We start from the raw sequence: 21861 nt of genomic DNA, 5'->3' as shown, positions 1-21861 counted from the left end.
CGCGCAGGTGATCGAGCACGGGCCGCAGGCGCCGGACCTCTTCCGGGCTCCACAGCACGGGCGTCAGCTGCGCATCAGCGCTCGCGTCAGCGCTCCCGGGAGAGTTGCCAGGGCGGCAGCACCCCGCTCGGCCCCCGCACGACCGTACGCTGTGCGCCGAGTCCGGTGATGCTCGCCTCCATCACGTCACCATCGCGCAGGAACCGCTTCCAATGCGAGCCGTTGCCTGCCGGCGATCCCGTGATCAGCAGGTCACCCGGTCGCAGAATCGCCACCGACGACGCGTACGAGATGAGACTCGGGATGTCGAAGAGCAGATCATCCGTCGTAGCGTTCTGCATCACCTCTCCGTTCAACGTCAGGCGAATCCCCAACGCCGTCGGGTCCGCCACGAAACGGGCGGGAACGAGATAGGGACCGGTCGGGAAGAACGTCGGCTGATTCTTCGCACGGAACCAATCCGTGCCGATCAGCGCCATGTCGTCGCGCGGCACCAGCGTACGCGACGTGATGTCGTTCACGATCGTGTACCCGGCCACGTAATCGAAGGCGTCCTCCGGAGCCACCCGGTGCGCGGTGCGACCGATCACCACGCCGAGCTCGAGCTCCCAATCGATCTGCTCACCCACATCCGGAAGCCGCACGTCGTCATACGCCCCCGACACCGCCGACGGGATGCCGGTCCATACATATGGATCGCCCGACCGCCTGCGCTCGTCGTTCTCGACCGCCGCCTCGGCCCAGAGCTCGTCGTCCGTGGCATCGGAGCGCCCCAGCCGATGCGCGACGCTCATCTGCAGGATGTGCTCGCGATAGTTCGCCCCGGCTGCGAGAATCGGCCCCACGGGTTGCACAGGCGGAAGCGTGCGCACTGCGTCGAGCGGACGACCCTCGAGGCCGGCGAGCGCCGCCGCATCCTCCGCCACCGCGGCGATCGCGTCGATCGCAGCATCCCACTCCGCGAACAGGTCACCAGTCTGGCGGATGCCGGGCATCACCGCTCTGACGTCGTAGACGCGATCCGCAACGACGAACCCCGGGAACACACCTCCGTCGGCCTCGAATGTACCGAACGCGAAGCCATCGCTCACCTGGTCAGTGGGCGCAGTCGTCATGCGAAGTCCTTCCTTCTGAGGTGGGCGACGGTGCCCACACACTCCACCATCGACGGGGAGCACTCCTCAGAGGAAGGCGCATTCGATCATGACGATCATCGGATTTCGCGATGATCCGATCGGCGACGGGCCTGCGTCACCTGACCATCAGGCGGCTGCGAGCCCCTCGAGCGCCAGATCGAACGACGCACGCATCGATGCCGCATCGAACGACCCCTCCTGAAACAGGAGTCGGAAGTAGATCGGCGCATAGATCCGCTCGGCCAGTTCATCCGCCGTCCGGTCCCCACGCATCGCGCCTTCCTCGATCGCACGCTCGATCAGCACCTTGACCGCCTCGCGTCGCGGCCGCCAGAAGTGCTTCTTGAACTCCTCGAGCGTGGCGGGATCGTACTGGCATTCCGCGATCAGCTGCGCCATGAGCCGGCCCTCATACCCTGCGTACACGGCGGCGAGCGACGTGAGGTGCTCGCGCAGCGCATCGATCGCGGGAAGGTCGTCGCGCACCGGAGTCGCGAGAATATGGTTCTCGAGGAAGGTGTCGATGATCACCGCGGCCTTGTTCGGCCACCACCGGTAGATCGTCGTCTTGCTCACCCCGGCCTCTCGCGCGATCCGCTCGATGGACAGTTGCTGGATCGACATCGAATCCGGTTCGCGCTCATCGAGCAGCTTCATGATGGAATGCAGGATCGCCTGCCGGCTCTGCTCACTCCGGATCGCCATGGACCGGCCCCTTTCAGAGAAGACTCATCCGATACGATACGTCCACTTGAGTCGTTCTCCGTCAGCGACGGGCGGGTTGGGCAGCCTTCTCTCGCGCGAGCGCGGCATACTCCGCGAGCAGGACCGCATCGTCGACACTTCCCAGGTCTGCGACGTCCGCTAGGGCGGCGCCCTGCAGCAGACGTTTCACGGGCACCTCGAGCTTCTTGCCCGTACGCGTGTGCGGGATGCCGCGCACGACGATGATCTCGTCGGGCAGATACCGGGGCGAGAGCTGCTTGCGGATCGCCGCGACGACGGCATCCTTGACCACCTGCTCATCAGCGCCCGCCCGTAGCGTGAGGAACAACGGCATGTAATAGCCCTCGTCACCGATCTCGGCTCCGATGACCATCGCCTCGGCGACCTCGGGCAGTGCCTCGACGACCGCATAGATGTCGGCAGACCCAAGCCGGATGCCGTTGCGGTTGAGCGTGGAGTCGGAGCGCCCGAGAATGCGGATGCCGCGTTCGGAGAACTCGATGAAGTCGCCGTGGCGCCAGACGCCCGGGTAGTGGTCGAAGTAGCTGGCGCGATACCGCGCACCGTCGTCATCGCCCCACAGTCGCAGCGGCATGGACGGCATCGACTCGGTGACGACCAGCTCGCCCGTTCCGGTCGCCGGCCGGCCCGCGGCATCCCACGACTCGACCTTCACCGCCAGCGCGGGCGCCTGGATGTATCCCACTCGCACCGGCTCGGTGGGCGCGCCGCCGACGAAGCATCCGACGATGTCAGTACCGCCGCTCATCGAGACGAGCCACACATCGCCAACCGCGCGGTACACCCAGCGGAAGCCGTCCGACGACAGCGGCGAGCCTGTCACCTGAATCTCGCGCAGTGCCGACAGGTCGTGATCGCCACCGGGCGACAGTTCCTCCTTCGCGCACGCATGCACGAATCCCGCGCCGACGCCGATGACCGCGGCACGCGTCTGCGCCGCGACCTGCCACACCCGATCGATCGTCGGGAAGGTGGGATTGCCGTCGACGAGGACGGCGACCGCTCCCGCCCCGATGGCACTCGCGAGCGTGTTCCAGACGACCCAGCTGGTGGAAGCCACTCCGAAGTAGCGATCGCCCTCACGCACGTCGCCGCCCAGGATCAGGAGCTTGAGTTCCTCGAGCAGCGCGCCGCCGTGACCATGCACGATGCCTTTCGGGATGCCGGTGGTGCCCGACGAGAACAGCACCCAGAGCGGGTCGCTGAACTCGACCTCGAGGTACACCGGCTCGACGCCGTCACGCACCACGTCAGTCCAGATCGCACCCGGCACGCCCACATCGGGGATCGGGACGGCCGGTGCGCTGTCGCCGACCCACACCACCTGCTCGAGCGTCGGAAGTCCCGCCACGACTTCGGCGATCTCGCCGCCGCGATCACGGTCGACCCCGCCGAGACGGTATCCCGGCGCAGCGATCAGCACCTTCGGCTCGAGTTGCGCGAACCGTGACACGATCGCGCCCGAACCGAACTCCGGCGCACAGACGGCCCAGACCGCGCCGATCGACGCGGTCGCGAGCAGGCCGATCACCGCCGCGGGGATGTTCGGCAGCACAGCCACCACTCGATCGCCATGGCCGACGCCGAGCGAGCGCAGGTGCGCGGCGAGCGCGCCGACGCGCCCGCGGAGCTCGTCGAACGAGATCTCCTCGGTCGAGCCGTCTTCTGCGACGGTGATCAGCGCCTGCCCGTCTCGTCCGTCGAGCAGATGCCGGGCGAAGTTCAGGGTGCGCCCGGGGAACCAGCGCGTGTCTGGCATCGGTCGCCCATCGCACACCGCCCCCGGGGATCCGCCCATCCGCACCCCGGCGAACTCGGCGAACGCCGACCAGAACGACTCCGGCTGCGAGACGCTCCAGGCCCACAGGGCCGGGTACCCCTCCCCGACGGCGATGCCACGGCCGCGCAGAAACGCGGCGAACCGCTCGGTACCGCTGCGCTCTGTCTCAGACGGATCAGGGCGCCAGATGATCTCGCCCTCCGCGGCAGACGGGTCGACGATCACGCCGGTTCCACCGCTTTCGCCTCAGTGCGCGCCAAAGCGATCTCGCTCGGAGCGATCGGGTCGGTGCCGACCAGTACGAACAGCATCCGTGCCGTACGGTCGGTGCGGTTCGACCAGGCGTGCGCAGTCGCACGCTGCACGGCGACATCTCCGGCACGCATGGTGACCTCGCCCTCGTCGACGAGCAATGTGATCTCGCCTTCGAGCACGACGGCGTAGTCGATCGACTCCGTCCGGTGGAACCAGAAGTGCTTGCCGGCGCTGTGCTCCTCACCGGCCTCGCGCTCCTCGTGCGCGCCGATCTCGTCGAACACGGCGTCGCCGGCGTTCGTCGGGTACACCGCATCCGGCGGGAAGTCCGCGATGCGCACGACCGTCTCCCCCACCGCCGGAAAGTCGATCTGGGCGCCGGCAGGCGCCGGGTCGACGTCCGTCACGTGATCGACAGCACCCGCCGGGGTGAACCAGGCGACGGTCGCCCCGAATCCCGGAATGCTGTCGGAGCTGAAACTGTTCGGCGCATCGGCATCGTCGAACAGAATTACAGCACGTCCCTGATCATCGTGGCCGGTGACGACACGGCGGACGGGCTTGCGCGCCATAGTCAGGCCTCCTCGAACGGGTAGGGCCGGGGGGTGGGCCACCAGGAGGGGGACTCCTTCTCGGCCGCGATGCGGTTGCGCAGAGTGCCGACACCCTCGAGCTCGAGCTCGAGCACGTCGCCCGGCTGCAGGAACCGACCGAGCTCGACCCCCGCCCCGAACGCCATGGTCCCCGAGCCGATCAGGTCGCCCGGCTGGATGCCGTTGAGCTGCGAGGCGTAGGCGACGGTCTCTTCCGGCGTCCAGATGAAGTCCTCCACTCGCGTGTCCGACCACACCTCGCCGTTCACGCGCACCTGACCTGTGAGTCCGATGATCGAGGGGATCTCGTCCAGCGTCGTGATCCACGGCCCGATGCCGTATGCGAAGTCCTTCGAGTGCTGCGCGCCCATGCCGATCGGAGACTCCAGCTTCTGCACGTCGCGCAGGCTCCAGTCGTTGAAGATCGTGATGCCGAAGACGTGCTGCCAGGCGTCCTCGGGCGACACGTTTCGGCCCGACCTGCCGATGACGTATCCGATCTCCAACTCGTAGTCGAGCTGCTCCGTGAAGCTGGGGAACGGGATGGTCTCGTCGTGGCCGAAGATCGTCGACGTCGTGCCCTTGAAATACCCGGGCCGTTCGTAGACCGCACGGGCAGGCAGCGTCTTCATCACGTTGCCGAAGAAGTTCTTGATGTGCCCGTTGAACGTCAGCGAGTCGCGGATCACCGGGGGCTTCAGCGCGGCCGTCCAGGTGACCTCGTCTATCGCGAGGGAGGCGTCGTCGGCGGCGTCGAGGGCGTGGTGCGCGGCGTCGAGGAAGAAGTCGCCGAGCGAGATGCCCTCGGTCAGGTCGCTGAACGCGGCACCCGCGAGGCGCCGCGCGGCATCGACGGTTGCGCCGCAGCGCTGCAGGCGCAGCGCGTGCGCCTTGCGCAGATCGATGACGCGTCCGGCTTCGGGCTGTGCGGCGACGACACGGATCTCACGGCCGTCCGGGCCGTCGACGACGATGCGTCCGAGTTTCATGGTGGACCTCCTTCGGTTCACTGCTTCACTTAAGAATACGATACGAACAGTATCGAATGTCAACTCGGAAGGAAGATGCCGACGCGTCACACGAACGGGTCGCGTCACATGGTCGCGCTCGCCCCACCGTCCACGGAGATGTCGATCCCGGTCACCCAGGCGGACTCGTCGGAGGCCAGGTACAGCCCGGCATACGCGACGGCGATCGGCTCGCCCGGTCGGCCGTCGATCGTACGTGAAACGATCGACGCCACCGGAGCATCCGCACCGAGCTCGCGGTACATCGCCTGTATCGGGGGAGTTCCGATGACGCCAGGGCTCACCGAGTTGATGCGGATGCCGACGGCTATCCCCTCCGCGGCCAGCTGACGAGTCATGGCGACCACCGCACCCTTTGCCGCCGCGTGCGCGGCCTGAGGCAGCGATCGCACTCCCTGATGAGCCGCCCCGGAGCCGATGTTGACGACGGCCCCGCCAGTGCGGGCCAGGTGCGGCCAGGCGATCTGCGTGGCGTGCCACACGATGTCGAGCTCGTTGCGGATGGTGAACGCATAGTCTTCGGGAGACTGGGTGGCGAAGGGTGCGAAACGCGGGGCGCTGGCGTTGTTGTAGAGCACATCGATGCGGCCGTATCGCTGTGCCGCCGCGTCGATCCAGCGCTGGACTTCTGCGCGATCGGCCAGGTCGAAAGCCGCAACGTCGATCTCGCCGCCCTGCTCCTTTACCAGTCGCGCCGTCTCCGTGGCATCCGCGGCATCGAGCGTGCAGCCGACGACCGTCGCCCCCTCGCGCGCGAAGAGCTGCGCGGTCACGCGTCCCATCCCACTGCCGACGCCGGTCAACAGCACCACCTTGCCTGCCAGGCGACCTTCGGTCATCGTCGTCTCCTTTCGCTGATCCGTGACGTCAGCACACCACGGCCGTCCGCGTTCGCGGCCGGAGTGTGCCGTGAATGCACGCCCTCGTGCAGGCACGGCACATTCCGGCCGCCCGCGAAGCGGTCAGGGCTAGAACGGAGCACACCCGATCCCTGCTCAAGGAAGAGACGAGGAACCATGTCCATCGAAACGTCCCCCCAGCGGCCGACGCCTCCCGGCGTGACCCGCACAGAACTGGATCAAGCCATCGCCGCGTTCGCGACCGCGATCGGCGACGAGAAGGTGAGCACCGAGGAGGCGGTGCTGCAGGACTTCCAAGACCCTTTCCAGGTGCCCGGCACCGCGACGTCCCTCCCCTCGGCGGTCGTCAGCCCGCGAAGCACCGAAGATGTTCAGGCCGTCGTCCGCATCGCGAACCGGTATCGCGTTCCGCTCTGGCCGATCGCCCGCGGCAAGAACAACGGCTACGGCGGCGCTGCCCCCTGGGTGCCGGGGGCGGTCATGGTGTCGTTCAAGGAGATGACGAAGGTCGATATCGACCCCGAGCTCGGCTATGCGATGGTCGAACCCGGCGTCAGCTGGTTCGACCTGCACGACGCGATCGAGGCAGGAGGGCACGACCTCGCGGCATCCATCGTCGACATCGGCTGGGGTGGCGTCGTCTCGAACACACTCGAGCACGGCCTGACGTACATGCCGAACTCGATCGATCAGGCTGCGCACTGCGGCTTCGAGGTCGTACTGCCGAACGGCGAGCTGTATCGCACGGGTTCCGGCGGTATGGACGACAATCCGACCTGGCCGCTGTACAAGCGCGGCCTCGGTCCGACCACCACCGAGTTGTTCATGCAGTCCAACTTCGGCATCGTCACGAAGATGGGCTACTGGCTGATGCCGAAGCCCGAGGTCTACATGCCACTATGGCTGCAGCTATGGGATGACGCTCAGATGCCGGCGGTGGTCGACGCCCTGCGCTCCCTGATGCTCGACGGCACGATCGACATGCGCCCACAGCTGTCGAACACCCTGTGCATGGCGTCGATGCTCAGCGCACGCTCGGACTGGTACGACGGCGACGGGCCGATTCCCGAGGAGGTCATCGATCGCATCGCGAAGGACCTCGGTCTCGGCCGATGGATGATGCGATTCGCCCTGTACGGCGATGAGGCGGTCGTGGATCACAACTTCGCGAAGCTCAAGAAGCGGTTCGAGTCGATCCCCTCGGTCTCGGTGTTCGGAGAGAAGCACGGCGCGGATGCGTGGGAGACGCTGCCGAACCCGCACGAACGAGTGCAGATCGGCGTGCCCAGCCTGGATCTGTACAAGATGGCCGGCTGGTCAGGAGGCGATGAGGGAGGTCACGTCGACTTCTCGCCCGTGATTCCGCTGACGGCCGCGCACGCGCGCAAGGCGCAGGAGCTGTTCCGGTCGCTGTGTCACGAGGCGGGCCTGGACTACCTCGGCGGGATGCTGCCGATCAACGCGCGATCGACGACCTTCATCAACGTCATCCCGTTCGACACCAAGAACCCCGACCAGGTACGCCGCGCGTACGAGCACGCCAAGCACATGGTCGAGGTGGCCGGCAAGATGGGCTACGGCGAGTACCGTGCGCACCCGTACTTCGCCGACGTCGCGATGGATCAGTTCGGGTTCAACGACCACGCGCAGCTGCGCCTGAACGAGACGCTGAAGGACACCCTCGACCCCAACGGCATCATCGCCCCCGGCAAGTCGGGCATCTGGGGTTCCCGGCTGCGTGCGGAGGGCTACCCGCAGCGCTGAATCTTCGCGATGACGTGAATGTGCCCGGGGCTGCGCCCCGGGCACATTCACGGGCGACACGTACTCATCCCGCCGAAGTGGACTCAACCGGCTGCGCGCACCTGGCCGGGCGACTGCCCCCATGCTCGACGGAAGGCGCGTGCGAAGCTCGCCGGATCGCGGTAACCCCATCGCGATGCGACCTCGGAGACCGGGTGGTCGGTGCTGCGCAGTTCCTCCGCAGCCGCTTCCAACCGCTGCTGCCGGATCCACGCAGACACGCCGCCGGCGGTTGCGAACTGCTTGTGCACGAGTCGGGTCGACACATGGTGCGCGCCGGCGATGCGCGCCGGACCGAGATCGGCGTCCCTCAGGTGCTCGAGTGCGTAACGCCGCATCCGGGCCGCAAGAGCATCGGATGCTGAGGCCGCGTCGTCACTACGCCGAAACAAGTTCAGCATCGCCGGGAGCAGCATGTCGGCGACGACGTCGCCGTCGCCGTCGTTCAGCCCCGGACCCTCGGCCAATATGCCTGCGCCAGAGAACAGCGAAGCCGCGAGCCTGAGCACAGGATCGCGACCGCCGTGCACACGCTCCGCGGCACGCGCGGCGATGGCGTCGGCGCGGCCGCCCAGCATCCAGCGGGGGAAGCTCACGACCATCACGTCGAAGTCCACCGGCGCCTCGAACGACGATGGTCGCGAGGTGTCCTGCACCGCGAGATCACCGGCACGCAATTCGCACGACCGTCCATCCTGCTCGACGATGCAGCATCCGCGGCGCAGCAGGTAGAGCAGGATGTTCTCGGGGTCGGCCGAAGCGATCATGCCGCGCGTACGCGCGACACGATGCGGCGGGCCGCTGATCGAACGCACGAAAAGGGGCCCGATTGCCCCACCCGCCAGTCGGGCATCGAAAGTCGCCGAGCCGAATGACTCGACGCGCATCGGGAAATAGTGCTCCGCGATGCCGGCCGCCCAGTAATCGGTCCGCTCCGTCGGCGACACCGCTCTGGTGTCGAGCATCATCGACATCGTCGAGTCCCTTCGACTGCCACTCGCCAAGCACGAGCGTCGGGGGCGGGCCGCACGGCGACCCACCCCCGCGCGTCAGTTCGCGCTCTGCGGCCCGTTCGCCGGGTTCGTGAAGAATTCGGCGGTCTGCTCGTCGGTGAAGTACACCCCGTCCGGAGCGAGGTCCGTGCCGTCACCCTCGGCCCACGAGCCATCGACGACGTCCGCAAGGTTGTCGTCATTCACGACGTACGGCGCCCACACGACGTGGTTGAGCTTGGGCCCCGCCCCCGCGAGCACCTTCACACCGACCTGCGCGGCCATCTTCGCCATCGCGATGGGCGGGGTCGCCGTGCCGAAGTACGGGTAATCGGGGTTGGCAGCGGCATACGCGGCCATGCCCTGCGACGCACCGACGTCCTGGATCGGCGGTACCGGCTGCCCGGCCTGGGCGAACGCATCGCGGATCGCCCAGCCCATGGTGCCCGCCTGGATGACGGCATCCACCCCCGCCGGGTTCGAGGCGAGGTACTGCACGACCGCCTGTTGCGCGAGCGGCGGCTGGAAGAGCCCCTGCACCGAGCCGACGACGTCGATGTCCGGGCATTCGGCGAGCGCGTAGTCCCTACCGGCGTCCCAGAAGGCCTGGACCGGGATGCCGGGCACTCCGGTCACCTCGAGTACTGATCCAGAGCCGCCGATCGACTCGAACACGCCCGATGCCGTGGTCATCGACTGCAGCACGGCGTTATATGTCACCGAGATCGCGTTGGGGCTGTCGATCGGCACGACAACCGAGACGACCGGGATGCCGGCGTCGTGGGCCTCGTCGACGAGATCGATCGCGGGCTCCGGCGCGCCCGGATTGAAGAAGATGATGTCTGGCTTGAGTGAGATCGCCTGGCCGAACTGCTGGAGCTGCCCGGGCACGTCGGTCGGGTCATTGGGCGCGACGTTCAGGATCACGTCGACGCCGGCGTCCTCCAGTGCCTTCGCGAGGGTCTCCTGGTACACGGCGATGAACGGGGCTGCAGGAGCCTGCCCCACGATAGCGGCCGTGAAGCCGCCGGTCTTCTCGGACTTCCAGTCGGCCCACGCCGACTTCTGGAGTTCGAACGGGTAACCGTTGTACCCGTCCTTGATCTCGGCGGAGAAGTCGTCGAGCAGGCCGTCGGGGTCGTTTGCACCGACCTGCGGCACAGCACCGCAGCTGCCGGCGGCAGGACTCGTGCCGTTCCCGGCGTTCTGGTCACCGTCGGCCGGGGCCGAGCATCCTGCGAGGGTCAGCACTCCGAGAGCGACGAAGGCCACAGCTGTGGCCCCGTAGCGGCGGAAGCGAGTGGGCTTCACCATTTTTCAAGCTCCTCATCGGGTAAGCGCATCGTTGCGCAGGGCCAGACTAGACACATTCGATACGGTTCGTCTAGTTTTGAATGTGGCACGCGATGCTGCGTTCCCACGCTCACCGAGGAGATCCGAGATGCCCCATACCCGCGACGGCCTTCATCTGGCCGACGTGAGCAAGAGATTCGGGGCCACCCGCGCCCTTGTCGAGGCCAGGCTGGACGTCGCGCCCGGCGAAATCCATACGCTTCTCGGCGAGAACGGCTCCGGCAAATCCACCCTGGTCAAGATCATCGGCGGGGCGCACCGTCCCGACGGCGGCGTGTTCACGCTGGACGGCACCGAGCTCGCGCTGGCGAGCCCGCGCCACGCCGCCCGCCATGGGATCGCCGTGGTGTTCCAGGAAGTGCTGACCGCCGCCAGCCAGTCCGTTCTGCAGAACATCTGGCTCGGCTCCGACGGGGTCTTCCGCCGACGTCGCAGCGCCGCCGCGCAGCGCCGGATCGCCGCCGAGACCCTCGGCAGGCTCGTCGACGGCATCGACCTCGACATGCCCGCCGGCCTGCTCTCCCTCTCCGAGCGCCAGGCGGTCTGCATCGCGCGCGCACTCGTGCGCGACCCTCGGGCGCTGGTTCTCGACGAGTCCACTGCGGCTCTGGATGTGCTCACCCGCGACCGATTGTTCGCCGAGATGCGCCGCCTGGCCGACGAGAGCGTCAGCATCCTGTTCATCTCGCACCGGATGGATGAAGTCCTCGAGGTGTCCGACCGCGTGAGCGTGCTGCGTTCGGGTCGCACCGTGTCGACGGTGAACCGCGACGAAGTCAGCGTCGAGCGCCTCGTCGCCGACATGACCGGTGCGTCGGGACAGTTCGAGCGCACGGATCGGCACCGCGAGCTCGGCGACGTCACGCTGCGCACAGAGGGTGTTCGGCTGTCGGCGCACTCCGCCCCCATCGACTTCGCCCTGCGCGCCGGCGAGCTCGTCGGCGTGGCCGGGCTCGAAGGCCACGGTCAGGACGCGTTCCTCAAGCGCCTCGCGGGCGTCACCGCGGGGGATGGCACCGTGACCCGCGTACTCAGCCCTGACATCGACGTGAGGTCAGGCAACGGCGGCAAACTGGGTGTCGCCTACCTGCCGCGTGAGCGGCGCGGGGAATCGCTGTTCGAACCGATGTCGATCGTCGAGAACTTCGCTCTCCCGACGTTCGCTCAGGACCGCCGCGGTGCGCTGCTGAGCACCGGACGGATGTCGGCGCGCTTCGCGGAGTTCGTGCGATCCATGAGCATCCGGCTGGGTTCGGCGAGAGATCCGATCTCGAGCCTGTCCGGCGGCAGCCAGCAGAAGGTGATGCTGGCACGCTGGCTCGCCACCGACCCAAAGGTGCTTGTGCTGAACGATCCCACCCGCGGAGTCGACATCATGACCAAACGCGAGATCTACGCGACTCTGGAACGACTCTGCGCCGACGGCATGAGCGTCGTCATGCTCTCGAGCGAGGTCGACGAGCTCGTCGAGCTCGTCGACCGCGTCATCGTGTTCCGCGACCAGGATCTGTTCGCCGAGATCCCCCGTGCGGACCTCACCACCGAGACCGTCGTCGCCGCGTACTTCGGCCAGCGGATGGGGATGGCGGCATGAGCGGGATGCTGCGGATGCTGCAGCGGCACTCCTGGGCGTTCGCCGGTGTGCTCGCGATCGTCCTGCTCGCGGCGAATCTCGCCGTGAGCCCCGCCTTCCTTGCACCGGATCGGCTGCCGGCGACGCTCGCGACGCTCGCCCCTTTCGTGCTGGTCGGCTTCGCCTCGACTCCGGCGATCCTGTCCGGCGGGATCGATATCTCCGTCGGCCCACTCGCCACCTTCGTGAACTGCCTGTTCGTCGCGGTGCTGCTTCCTGCGGGCCTCGGCGACTGGTACACCGCCATACCTCTGCTGCTGATCAGCTCTGCTCTGATCGGCACGGCGACCGGACTGCTGGTGACGGTGGTGCGGCTGCATCCGGTGGTCGCATCGACCGGCATGCTGTTCATCCTGATCGGCCTGTCGATCACGGTCTCGAAGAACCCGGTGTCGGCGAGCGCGAACTGGTCGACGTCGCTCGCCCGATCCGTCGGATGGGTGCCTGGCGCCGCCATCACGATCGGCATCGTCGCCGTCGCATGGTTCCTGCTGCGACGCACGTCGTACGTCAGCAATCTTCTCGCCACCGGCGAGAGCGACGTCTCCGCGTACGGCTCTGGCGTGAACATCACCCTCGTGCGCACCCTCGCATACACGCTCGGCGGGCTGTTCGCAGGCGTCGGCGGTGTCGCCCTGTCGGCGCTGCTGCAGTCATCGCAGTCATCGCTCGCCAGCACCTACGCGCTTCTCGGACTCGCCGCTGCCGTCTTGGGCGGCACGGCACTGGGCGGTGGCAAGGGCGGGCTGCTCGGCACCTTCTTCGGCGCCCTGGTGCTCTTCCTGATGCAGCAGCTGCTGACCGCGACGGGCGTGCAGCCCAGCCTGGTGCAGTTCACCTTCGGATTCGTCCTCGTCCTCGGCGTCGTGCTCGGCGCCACCATCCTCAGCCCGCGCCGCACAGGGAGTCTGGCATGACCGACACGCTCACCGACGTCACCCGCTCGCTCACGCAGCCGCCGCCTCCACCGTCGGGCGCGATGCGGTTCCGCCGCTGGGCTGTCGAGACGCCTCTCATCCAGCTGGTGATCCTCATCGCGCTCGTCGCGGTGCTCGTCACCCTCATCCCGGCTTTCATCGCGCGGCCGCAGGCGGGCCTGGCGGTGCTCACGCTCGCGGCTCTGCTGGCCCTCGCCGCGATGGGCCAGACGCTCGTCGTGATCCTAGGCGGCCTCGACCTCGCGATCGCCGGCTACGTGACGTTCGGGGCGATGATCGCGTCCAACGCGACGAGCCGTCTGGGCTGGCCGGTGCCCGTCGCGCTGCTCGTCGTGCTGGTGGTCTGCGCGAGTGTCGGGGCCGGGGTCGGGTGGCTGTGCCATCGGTTCCGCATCGAGCCCCTCGTCATCACGCTGGGCGTCGGCACCATGCTCACCGGTGGATCGATGTTCATCGCGAACGGCGACTACAACGGACAGCCGCCGCAGGAGCTGCGCTCGTTCGCACAGCTCAACGGCACCACCTTCGGGCTTCCGGTGCCGCCGGTCATCCTGATCGTGCTGATCCTGGGGGTGCTGCTGTGGGTGTCCCTGGCGAAGACGCCGGCCGGACGACGGCTGTACGCCACGGGCGTGAATCCTCGCGCCGCGCGCCTCACCCGCATCAACACCACCCTCGTGTGGTCGGCCGTGTTCGCGGCATCCGGGGCCCTGGCGGGAACCGCGGGCATGTTCATCGCCGCCTTCGGGGCCGGCTGGTCGCAGTCCATCGGCGACCCGTACCTGTTCTCGGGTCTCGCCGCCGTGCTCGTCGGCGGCACCACCTTCGGATCGGTGCGCGGCGGTTTCACCCGCACCGCGATCGGCGCGATGATCCTCACCGTGCTGTCGACCATCATCGTGAGCCAGGGCCTCACCGAGGCGCAGACCCGGATCGTGTACGGCCTGATCATCCTCGGGGTCGTCGCCCTGTACGGGCGCGACCGGCACGTGCGCGACCGGTTCTGAACCCACACGAGAACGGCGGGTCGACCATCGCTGGTCGACCCGCCGTTCTGGTGTGCAGCGACGGGTTCAGGTGACCGGACGCCCGACGAACACGGCGGATGCCTCGGTGTTGGTGAACCGCTCTTCGTCGGCGGCGAGCCGATCGAGGTAGTGCTCACTGGAGAACTCCTCCTCGAGCGCCGCGATCGATCGGAAGGTGATCGATCCCACCCCGTTGAAGTTCGTGCGAGCGAACCGGGTGGGCGCTGGGACCGGTGCCGGGGTGTTCTCGAGGCGCAGCAGACGATCCTTCGCGCCCGCGCCCGAGAGAGCGAGCTCGGTGTGGACATCGTTCCAGTGCTTCGCGAACTCATCGAAGCGCAGGCCCCGTCGCGCCACCGGAAGCGTGATCACAGTGATCGCCGCGGCGGCCCTGTCATCGGCTCCCGCGGACTCGCCGTCGCGCTCCCAGGCCAGCACCGGAGCACCGCCCACCGCCGCCGGTCGCCCGGCGAGCAACTCGAGGCGCGGCGGCATCCACTCGTCGTCGAACTGCCGCGAGACCACCCAGTTCGCCGCGTCGTTCTTGCGTTCCCACCAGGTTTCTAACACGGCGTCGTATGGTGCCGACGCCGCGCCCCGCACAGCCGCGACCCCAGGCAGCGCGATGTGGATCGCACTGCGCGACAGACCGTCCGCAGCCAGCGGCCGGGCGCGCTCGAGGGCGAGCCACGCCGTGGCGAAGTCGTCGGGCTCGAGATCGGCGCGCCGCGTGAACAGCAGCGTGAGCTTGTATGCCGAGGCCATCAGTGCGCCTTCGCCGGGCGGGCGCGCGCCGCCTTGTCAGCGATCGTCATCAGGGTGCGATTGCCGGCGGCCCAGATGAACGCATCCTGCAGGATGTTCGAACGGCGGCTGCTCTCGTGCTCCTTGCCCATCTCGGGGTTCTTGTGGCACGCCACCGGCACCTGCAGGATGAGGCGCCGCATGCAGGAGTTGGCGTGGTCGCACCACACGATCTCGGACTCGCGGCCCTCGAGCACCTTGTTCGGGTAGTCGGGATCCGCCAGTAGCTGTCGCGCGAGCATCGTGGCGTCGACCGTGCCGTCGGCGATCGCCGCTGCGGCCTGCGCGGGTGCGGGCGTGCTGCTCAGCATGAGGACGACGTCCGGTCCGAGCGCCTCACGGAAGATCTGCGGCTCGCCCTCGCGGAGCATCTTGCCCGACTCGCTCGTGACGTTGTCGCCCATGGACTCGTAATTGCCGTCGGTGAGCACGACGAAGTCGAGGCCTGCCTTCGCGATCTCGGCGGTGACCGCCGCGAACCCCTCGGGCCCCTGCCCACCGGGGACGTGGTCGTTTGCGCTCAGCCGCAGGCCGAGGGCGATGTCTGGTCCGACCTCCTGCCGAACCGCGGCGACGACGTCCTTCAGCGCGCGGGCGCGGTTCTCGACCGAGCCGCCGTACTCGTCGCTGCGGAAGTTCGACAGCGGCGAGAGGAACGACGAGTAGAAATAGCACATGTGGGCGGCGATCTCGATGCCGTCGAAGCCCGCGGCCTTGGCGCGTCGAGCAGAATCGACGACGGCCTGCTCGAGTTCCTTGATCTCCGAGACCGTGGCCTCATGCGGTTCGGGAAGCACCCGCCCGCCCGGGATGTACACGTTGTCGGGCAGGCCGTGCGCGCCCATGTCGACGTGACGCGGCGAGGCGGAGGTGATCCAGTGCCCATCCCGCGGCACGCCCATCCGCCCGAAGGCCGGGAACAGTTGCGCGAACACGGCGACTCCGGTGCCGGTCGCGTGCACGGCATCCACCAGGCGCTTGAGGTCGGGGATGAACTCGTCATCGTCGTAGCGGAGGTTGGGCGAGAACGGCGACTCGCGGAACGCGCGGGCCGTGGCGACCGACCCGCCGACGAAGATCGCGCCGGCGCCTCCTTCGGCCCTGCGCCGCAGGAACGCGATCGACTGCTCACTTGGCCTGCCGTCTTCGGTCGGCTGCAGCACGGCCATCGGACCGAGGATGATGCGGTTCTTCAGCGTCAGCTTGTTGATCGTGAGCGGGGCGCCGAGGACCTCGGCAGTCGTGGCGGCAGACATGGGACTCCTCATCGAGTGGCGGTGGCAGGAAAGGGATGCACGAGCGCGTGCAGGTCGGAGCCTCGCGGCAGGACGCCGAGGTCCTCGCGCATCGCCGTGAGCAGGTCGAGTCCGGCCGGATCGACCGGGCTCATGCCTGCGGCTCGCAGGGCGGCGAGCAGGTCGTCGAGCTCGGGCGTGCCGATCAGGTCGCCGCGGACGATGAGACCCTGACCCGGGAAGGCCGGGAACGCTTCCTGCACGCTGGCGACCCGGGGAAGGCCTGCGGCGAGCGCCCGGTCGTCGAGCGGCGGGCCGAGAAGCGTGGCATCCACGGTCCCGGCGACGAGCGCCTCGAATCTCTCGACGACACCGCCGACCTCGACCCATTCGACGTCGGTCCCGGCCGTGCGCAGCATATGCCGCGCGACCACGGCGAATCCGCTGTCGGGCGCGTCGACCGCGAAGCGCGCGCCCGCGAGGTCGGCGAGGGTGGTGATCTCCGGCGCCGCATGCACGCTCAGCGGAGTGGTGCGCTCGACCTGTCCGACAAGACAGACGTCGACGCCCGCTCGGGTCCACTCGAACAGGTTGTCGATGGCGGTCACGGCCAGGTCGAGGTCGCCGCTGCGCAGCCCGTCGCGCTGCGCCGGGCTGCCGGTCGCGCGCACCTCCTCCAGGTGGATGCCGGTGAGAAGGCCGCTTCCTCGGGCGGCGGTCAGTACTGCCGGAGTGATGAAACTCGAGAGGATCAGCATCGCCGGCTCACACCGGGGGCGCGATGAACAGGTGGCGGTTGTCGGAGTCGTTGAACATCTCCTTGGTGATGAACTCGTCCATGTCACCGCCGGTGCCCCACTGGTCGGAGGTCTCCGGCTCCTGCACGTCGTAGATGTGCGGGTGCCAGGTGTCTTCGTCGAGCTCCTCGAGCTCGGTCGTCAGCTCCATCGTGTTGCCGTTCGGGTCGACGAAGTAGGTGAACGTGTTGTCACCCGCCCGGTGCCGCCCCGGACCCCAGATCTTGCGGTACCCGGCGCGGATGACGCGCCCGCTGCCGTACATGTACTCGTCGATGCCCCGCATCTCGAAGGAGGCATGCTGCAGAGACGCGTGCGGGCCTCGCGCGATCGCCATCGAGTGGTGCTGGGTGCTGCAGCGCATGAAGTAGAACAGGTCGCCGACGTGCGGGTGGTTGAGGGTGTCGGAGAGACGGAAGCCGAGGTGCTTCTCGTACCAGGCGCGCATCGCCTCGGGCTGGTTGGAGTTGAGCACGACGTGCGACAGGCGCACCGGGATGGCCTCTCGCTTCTCGATCTTGCGGTGCGTGCGCACGTCGACGTTGGTCGACACCTCGACCGTGCGTCCCTCCAGATCGAAGAAGCGGAAGCCGTAGCCCCCTCCCAGGGTCTGCAGTACGTCGGGCTCGCTGACGAGCTGCACGCCGGCGGTGCCGAGATCCTGCGCGAGCTTGTCGACCGAGGCGCGGTCGGCGGCGCCGAACGCGACGAGATCGAGGCGCTTGTCGTCAGAGCGACGGACACGGGTGACGTACTGCTCGGGCGAGCCCTCGGCTGCGAAGTAGACGACATCGCCGTCGTCGTGCTGCACGGTCAGGCCCCAGTGGTTCTTGTAGAACTCGATCTGCTTCTCGAAGTCGGGAACCGCGATGTCGAAGTGACGGATGTGGGTGATCGGGCTGAAGGTCATGGCGGGCTCCTAGCGGTTGTCGGCGGCGAGGGTCATGGTGCGGGCGATGGACGGGATCCGAAGCACCAGCCGTTCGAGGTCTTCTGCGGTGTCACCGACACCGAGCACGTAGTGATCCGGACGCATCACGACCGAGGTCGCACCGGCAGCGCCGAGGATCTGATCGATCTTGAGCGGGTCGGTCAGCGTGATCGTCTCCGCGTCCGCATCCAGTGCCGCCTTGACGGCGGTGGGCAGGGCCGAGTGCACCGCACGGTCGGCTGCCACGAGGAAGTGCGCGCCGACCATGTCGTCGAGTCGGATGCCGTCGGCGAGGATCGGCTGAACGCCGAGCTTTCCGGCCCGCTCGTCGTCAGCGCCCTCGTGGAACCCCGGCCCGAGTGCGGGAGAGGTGGGCACGGCAGAGGCGCCGGGATTGTCGCGGATGTACTGGTCGCGCCCCTCGGCGACCTGCGGGTCCAGCGTCTGGACGATCACCGCCTGGTTCGCCGCGGCTTCGACCCAGAACGTGGCGTGCGGCTTGCGCTCGCTTTCGTACGTGTCGAGCAGCTCCGGGTCGGCGACCCCGCGGGCCACGAGGTCGAGCTTCCACACCAGGTTCGCGACGTCGCGGATGCCGGCGCACAGGCCCTGCCCGAACAGCGGAGGCGCCTGGTGGGCGGCGTCCCCGGCGAGGAAGATGCCGCCCACGCGCCACTGCTGAGCGATGCGCCCGCGGAACGTGTAGATGGCCTGACGGTCGGGGGTGAATCGGGCCGCAGGCAGGATGCCGCGGCTGAGCCGTTCGACGGCCGCCGGCGTGACGATCTCCTCAGGATCGTCGCCGGGAACGAGCATGAACTCCATGCGGACGCGGTCGCCGGGCAGGCGCAGCCACAGCGCCGGGCGGCTGTACCGGGCGAGCTGCACCATGTCGGTCTCGTACCCCGGAGCGCCGACCAGCTGACCGTCGACGACGAGCCACTGGGCGTCCTCGCCGTACTTGTCTCCTTCGATCCCGAGCATCCTGCGGATGTCGGAACGTGCGCCATCGGCGGCGATGACCCAGCGCGACCGGAGCACCTGCGGACGGCCGTCGACGTCGAGGGTCGTCACCTGCACGCCGTCCGCCGTGTTCGCGATGTCCGTCACGGTGACACCGCAGCGCAGCTCGACACCGGGGGTGTCGGCGATCACCTGTCGCAGCAACCGTTCGATGTCGGGCTGGTGGAAGCTAATGTGGTCGTTCCACCCCTGGTCTCCGAGCCGATCCGTGGGCGCGTGCACCAGCACCTCGTCGGCTTCGTTGACGACGTCCACGTGCCGCATCGGTACGGTGACGCGCACGAAGTCGTCGGCGACTCCCAGCGACTGCAGCGTGCGCATTGTCTCGCCGTCGAAGTGCACGGCGCGCGCGGTGGGCCACATCTCGCGGTCGCGTTCCAGACCGATCGCGCTGAGCCCTGCCCGTCCCAGCATGGCCAGGGCAGTGCTTCCTACGGGGCCTCCCCCGATGACGATGACATCAGCATCGATGCTCACAGCCACTCCTTCGTGTACAAGACGTTGCGTATCGAAACGGGCTGATGCAGCGCCGCGTCGAGATCGATCCTGCCCGCGCTCCGCTATCCGGGGAAGGCGGACTCAGATATCCCCACCATCCGGATTCCGGATGACCGCGTCGCGGACTCGACGCATCACATCACGCAACCAGAGGTGCTCGGCATCGTGCTCACGGTCGTGATGCCACCAGAACGCATCACGCACCGGGTCGAGATCGAGCGGCGGGATGACCACGCGCAGTCGGGGGTACATGCGAGCCGCCATCCGCGCGAACGGCTCAGGCACGATCCCGACACGGTCCGTGCCGAGAATCAGCGATGGCACGACGAAGAAGTGCGGCGTGGCCGCGACGACCGCCGGGTCGATCCCTCGAAAGCGCAGCTGCTGCCTGGCCGGACTCATCCCCTCTCTGGCGGGCAGCGTCTGCACCCACGGACGGGTGAGCAGCTCGTCGCTGGTCGGATGCTCAGAGACCCCGGCGCCCGCGTCGACGAGGCACACCCACTGCTCGGGCGCGAAGTCGATGTGCGGCTGCTCGGTCACATACCCGTGCGGCAGGATCGCCCCGTCGATCGTGCGCAGCGTGTCAGGCATGCCGTCGACCAGTCGCCCGTCCGCCGCAGGCAGCTCGATCCTCACGTTCGGCGCCTCGCGCTCGAGGATGCGCGACAGCTCAGGGGCGATCCGTGCCGCCATGTAATCCACGGCCGCGATGGAGAACGTTCGGGTGCTCGTCGTCGGATCGAAGCGGGACTGCAGCCGGAACAGATTCTCCGTCTCGGCCAGCACTTGCGGCAGCGCCGCAAGCAGCCGCTCGCCGAGCGGCGTCAGCACGTGACTGTTGCCCTGCCTCAGCAGAAGTTCATCCTCATAGTGCGCCCGCAGCCGCGACAGGGCCGTCGACATCGCCGGCTGCGACATGTGCATCCGCTCGGCAGCACGTGTGACGGCGCGCTCTTCGAGCAGCGCACGCAGTGGTCGAAGCAGGTTGTAGTCGATCGCCATCATGAGCCCTTCGCCCGAGTCCGACCGCTGTCGGTCGGACGGCGACTACGCCTTCCAGACCGTCTTCAGATTACAGAACTCGCGCTGCCCGACCGCCGCGAGTTCGCGGCCGAACCCCGATCGCTTGATACCGCCGAACGGGAGCTCCTGATACGAGACGGTCATGCCGTTCACGAAGACGGCGCCGGCGTCGAGGCCGGCGATGAAATACCGCTCTTCGTCGGGGTCGTTCGTCCAGACCGCACTGGAGAGCCCGAAGGTCGTCTGATTCGCGATGCGCAGCGCATCGGCCGCGTCGCGGGCGCGATAGAGCGAGGCGACCGGCCCGAAAGCCTCTTCTTGCACGAGCCGCGCGTCATCGGGCAGGTCGGCGATCACGGTCGGCGCGTAGAACCATCCGGGCAGATCGGGCACGGTGCCCCCGGTGAGGATCGTGGCGCCCGCTGCACGAGCATCCTCGACGAGTTCGAGCAGCTCCTGACGCCCCGACTCCGTCGCCAGCGGGCCGACCTGGGTCTCGGGCAGCAGCGGATCGCCGACCACGAGCGCTGCCATCTGCGCCGCGAACTCCGCAGCGAACTCGTCGTAGACGGCGTCATGCACGATGAACCGCTTGCCTGCGATGCAGGACTGCCCGTTGTTGTTGATCCGCGCGCGCACCGCCGTCGCCGCGGCAGCCTTCACATCTGCCGACGGCAGCACGATGAACGGATCGGATCCTCCGAGCTCGAGCACGGCCTTCTTCACATGATCGGCGGCGATCTGAGCGACCGACCGACCCGCCGGCTCCGACCCAGTGAGCGTCACGGCCTTGACTCGATCGTCGGCGATCACACCGGCGACGTCGCCTCCGCCGATCAGCAGCGTGCGGAACGACCCCTTCGGGAACCCGGCACGCTCGAAGAGCGTGTCGAGGAAGAGCGCGGCCTGCGGCACGTTCGATGCGTGCTTGAGCAGCCCTGCGTTGCCCGCCATGAGCGCCGGGGCCGCGAAGCGGATGACCTGCCACAGCGGGTAGTTCCACGGCATCACAGCGAGAACCACACCCAGTGGCTCGTAGCGCGTCCAGGCCTGCGACGCGCCGACCGTCGACGGATCATCGAGAGGGGCATCCGCCAGGAACTCCTCGGAGTGCGAAGCGTAGTAGCGCATCGCCTTGGCGGACTTCTCGACCTCGGCGACCGACTGGGCGATCGGCTTGCCCATCTCCACCGTGATCAGCTCGCCGAGGCCGAGGGCCTGATCGTCGAGAATCTCAGCGGCGGCCAGCATCCACTCTGCGCGCTGGGCGAAGGTCGTCGCGCGGAGGGCGAGCGCGGCCTCGGCAGCGTCTGCGATTCGCGACTCGACCTCGGCCGCGGAGTGCGACTCGATGATCATCTCTGTCTTGCCGGTGGTCGGGTTCACTGTGGCGACGGGCAT

The 21861-nt window shown here is 68.0% G+C and carries 19 protein-coding genes; 4 read left to right on the top strand and 15 right to left on the bottom strand.

What is annotated here, in order from left to right; translation table 11 throughout:
• Window positions 1–86: 86 nt before the first annotated feature.
• The 6 genes from H7694_RS00095 to H7694_RS00070 form a co-directional block, all read right to left on the bottom strand.
• Window positions 87–1115, bottom strand: a complete 1029-nt coding sequence (locus H7694_RS00095; RefSeq protein ID WP_193597579.1) for a fumarylacetoacetate hydrolase family protein — start codon at window positions 1113–1115, stop codon at window positions 87–89.
• Window positions 1116–1262: 147 nt separating this feature from the next.
• Window positions 1263–1841 carry a TetR/AcrR family transcriptional regulator gene (locus H7694_RS00090; protein ID WP_193597578.1) on the bottom strand — a complete coding sequence of 193 codons (579 nt, stop codon included), beginning with the start codon at window positions 1839–1841 and terminating at the stop codon, window positions 1263–1265.
• Between the two features lie 61 nt (window positions 1842–1902).
• Window positions 1903–3888, bottom strand: coding sequence for an acetoacetate--CoA ligase (locus tag H7694_RS00085; RefSeq protein WP_227468197.1), 1986 nt, complete (start codon window positions 3886–3888; stop codon window positions 1903–1905).
• Window positions 3885–4490, bottom strand: a complete 606-nt coding sequence (locus H7694_RS00080) for a cupin domain-containing protein (protein ID WP_193597577.1) — start codon at window positions 4488–4490, stop codon at window positions 3885–3887. Before H7694_RS00080 ends, H7694_RS00085 begins: the two co-directional genes overlap by 4 nt.
• A gap of 2 nt (window positions 4491–4492) precedes the next feature.
• A complete protein-coding gene (locus H7694_RS00075; protein WP_193597576.1) occupies window positions 4493–5500 on the bottom strand; it encodes a fumarylacetoacetate hydrolase family protein in 1008 nt (335 codons plus the stop codon).
• A 104-nt stretch (window positions 5501–5604) separates the two neighbouring features.
• Entirely contained in the window at window positions 5605–6378 is a 774-nt protein-coding gene (locus H7694_RS00070) for an SDR family NAD(P)-dependent oxidoreductase (protein ID WP_193597575.1), read from the bottom strand.
• 219 nt (window positions 6379–6597) lie between these two features.
• Between H7694_RS00070 and H7694_RS00065 the strand changes: the two genes are divergently transcribed.
• Window positions 6598–8163: an FAD-binding oxidoreductase gene (locus tag H7694_RS00065; protein ID WP_193597574.1), complete on the top strand. Its 1566-nt coding sequence runs from the start codon at window positions 6598–6600 to the stop codon at window positions 8161–8163.
• A gap of 83 nt (window positions 8164–8246) precedes the next feature.
• Here the strand turns inward: H7694_RS00065 and H7694_RS00060 are convergent, their stop codons facing one another.
• Window positions 8247–9176, bottom strand: a complete 930-nt coding sequence (locus H7694_RS00060) for an AraC family transcriptional regulator (RefSeq protein ID WP_227468196.1) — start codon at window positions 9174–9176, stop codon at window positions 8247–8249.
• Window positions 9177–9251: 75 nt separating this feature from the next.
• Window positions 9252–10508, bottom strand: coding sequence for a substrate-binding domain-containing protein (locus tag H7694_RS00055; protein WP_193597572.1), 1257 nt, complete (start codon window positions 10506–10508; stop codon window positions 9252–9254).
• On the opposite strand from H7694_RS00055, the gene H7694_RS00050 reads away from it, so the two are divergent.
• From H7694_RS00050 to H7694_RS00040, 3 genes are read left to right on the top strand one after another with little or no spacing between them, the layout of a single operon-like run.
• Window positions 10495–12141, top strand: coding sequence for a sugar ABC transporter ATP-binding protein (locus H7694_RS00050; protein ID WP_193597571.1), 1647 nt, complete (start codon window positions 10495–10497; stop codon window positions 12139–12141). The two genes, H7694_RS00055 and H7694_RS00050, sit on opposite strands and share 14 nt — an antisense overlap.
• Window positions 12138–13097, top strand: coding sequence for an ABC transporter permease (locus tag H7694_RS00045; protein WP_193597570.1), 960 nt, complete (start codon window positions 12138–12140; stop codon window positions 13095–13097). Before H7694_RS00050 ends, H7694_RS00045 begins: the two co-directional genes overlap by 4 nt.
• Window positions 13094–14125 (top strand): ABC transporter permease, encoded by a 1032-nt coding sequence (locus tag H7694_RS00040; protein ID WP_193597569.1) that lies wholly within the window; start codon window positions 13094–13096, stop codon window positions 14123–14125. The genes H7694_RS00045 and H7694_RS00040 overlap by 4 nt, the downstream gene beginning before the upstream one ends.
• A 66-nt stretch (window positions 14126–14191) precedes the next feature.
• Here the strand turns inward: H7694_RS00040 and H7694_RS00035 are convergent, their stop codons facing one another.
• The 7 genes from H7694_RS00035 to H7694_RS00005 form a co-directional block, all read right to left on the bottom strand.
• Window positions 14192–14911 carry an EthD domain-containing protein gene (locus tag H7694_RS00035; protein ID WP_193597568.1) on the bottom strand — a complete coding sequence of 240 codons (720 nt, stop codon included), beginning with the start codon at window positions 14909–14911 and terminating at the stop codon, window positions 14192–14194.
• On the bottom strand, window positions 14911–16206 hold the full coding sequence (locus tag H7694_RS00030; protein ID WP_193597567.1) for an NADH:flavin oxidoreductase: 1296 nt from the start codon (window positions 16204–16206) through the stop codon (window positions 14911–14913). Before H7694_RS00030 ends, H7694_RS00035 begins: the two co-directional genes overlap by 1 nt.
• Window positions 16207–16214: 8 nt before the next feature.
• Window positions 16215–16943: an ABC transporter substrate-binding protein gene (locus H7694_RS00025; RefSeq protein ID WP_193597566.1), complete on the bottom strand. Its 729-nt coding sequence runs from the start codon at window positions 16941–16943 to the stop codon at window positions 16215–16217.
• A 7-nt stretch (window positions 16944–16950) separates the two neighbouring features.
• Entirely contained in the window at window positions 16951–17892 is a 942-nt protein-coding gene (locus H7694_RS00020; RefSeq protein WP_193597565.1) for a VOC family protein, read from the bottom strand.
• A 9-nt stretch (window positions 17893–17901) separates the two neighbouring features.
• Window positions 17902–19413, bottom strand: coding sequence for a bifunctional 3-(3-hydroxy-phenyl)propionate/3-hydroxycinnamic acid hydroxylase (locus H7694_RS00015; RefSeq protein WP_193597564.1), 1512 nt, complete (start codon window positions 19411–19413; stop codon window positions 17902–17904).
• 102 nt (window positions 19414–19515) lie between these two features.
• Window positions 19516–20442 (bottom strand): LysR family transcriptional regulator, encoded by a 927-nt coding sequence (locus H7694_RS00010; protein WP_193597563.1) that lies wholly within the window; start codon window positions 20440–20442, stop codon window positions 19516–19518.
• Between the two features lie 42 nt (window positions 20443–20484).
• Window positions 20485–21861, bottom strand: a complete 1377-nt coding sequence (locus H7694_RS00005; RefSeq protein ID WP_193597562.1) for an aldehyde dehydrogenase family protein — start codon at window positions 21859–21861, stop codon at window positions 20485–20487.

Source organism: Microbacterium sp. YJN-G (genome assembly GCF_015040615.1).
Classification (GTDB): Bacteria; Actinomycetota; Actinomycetes; order Actinomycetales; family Microbacteriaceae; genus Microbacterium.
This window is presented reverse-complemented; position numbering and strand designations above follow the sequence as displayed.

Excerpts from the sequence above, each read along its gene's own strand:
- H7694_RS00070 (WP_193597575.1), bottom strand. The coding sequence starts at position 6,378 with ATGACCGAAGGTCGCCTGGCAGGCAAGGTGGTGCTGTTGACCGGCGTC.
- H7694_RS00010 (WP_193597563.1), bottom strand. The coding sequence starts at position 20,442 with ATGATGGCGATCGACTACAACCTGCTTCGACCACTGCGTGCGCTGCTC.
- H7694_RS00075 (WP_193597576.1), bottom strand. The coding sequence starts at position 5,500 with ATGAAACTCGGACGCATCGTCGTCGACGGCCCGGACGGCCGTGAGATC.
- H7694_RS00060 (WP_227468196.1), bottom strand. The coding sequence starts at position 9,176 with ATGTCGATGATGCTCGACACCAGAGCGGTGTCGCCGACGGAGCGGACC.
- H7694_RS00025 (WP_193597566.1), bottom strand. The coding sequence starts at position 16,943 with ATGCTGATCCTCTCGAGTTTCATCACTCCGGCAGTACTGACCGCCGCC.
- H7694_RS00045 (WP_193597570.1), top strand. The coding sequence starts at position 12,138 with ATGAGCGGGATGCTGCGGATGCTGCAGCGGCACTCCTGGGCGTTCGCC.
- H7694_RS00090 (WP_193597578.1), bottom strand. The coding sequence starts at position 1,841 with ATGGCGATCCGGAGTGAGCAGAGCCGGCAGGCGATCCTGCATTCCATC.
- H7694_RS00020 (WP_193597565.1), bottom strand. The coding sequence starts at position 17,892 with ATGACCTTCAGCCCGATCACCCACATCCGTCACTTCGACATCGCGGTT.
- H7694_RS00035 (WP_193597568.1), bottom strand. The coding sequence starts at position 14,911 with ATGGCCTCGGCATACAAGCTCACGCTGCTGTTCACGCGGCGCGCCGAT.
- H7694_RS00080 (WP_193597577.1), bottom strand. The coding sequence starts at position 4,490 with ATGGCGCGCAAGCCCGTCCGCCGTGTCGTCACCGGCCACGATGATCAG.
- H7694_RS00095 (WP_193597579.1), bottom strand. The coding sequence starts at position 1,115 with ATGACGACTGCGCCCACTGACCAGGTGAGCGATGGCTTCGCGTTCGGT.
- H7694_RS00055 (WP_193597572.1), bottom strand. The coding sequence starts at position 10,508 with ATGGTGAAGCCCACTCGCTTCCGCCGCTACGGGGCCACAGCTGTGGCC.
- H7694_RS00040 (WP_193597569.1), top strand. The coding sequence starts at position 13,094 with ATGACCGACACGCTCACCGACGTCACCCGCTCGCTCACGCAGCCGCCG.
- H7694_RS00030 (WP_193597567.1), bottom strand. The coding sequence starts at position 16,206 with ATGTCTGCCGCCACGACTGCCGAGGTCCTCGGCGCCCCGCTCACGATC.
- H7694_RS00005 (WP_193597562.1), bottom strand. The coding sequence starts at position 21,861 with ATGCCCGTCGCCACAGTGAACCCGACCACCGGCAAGACAGAGATGATC.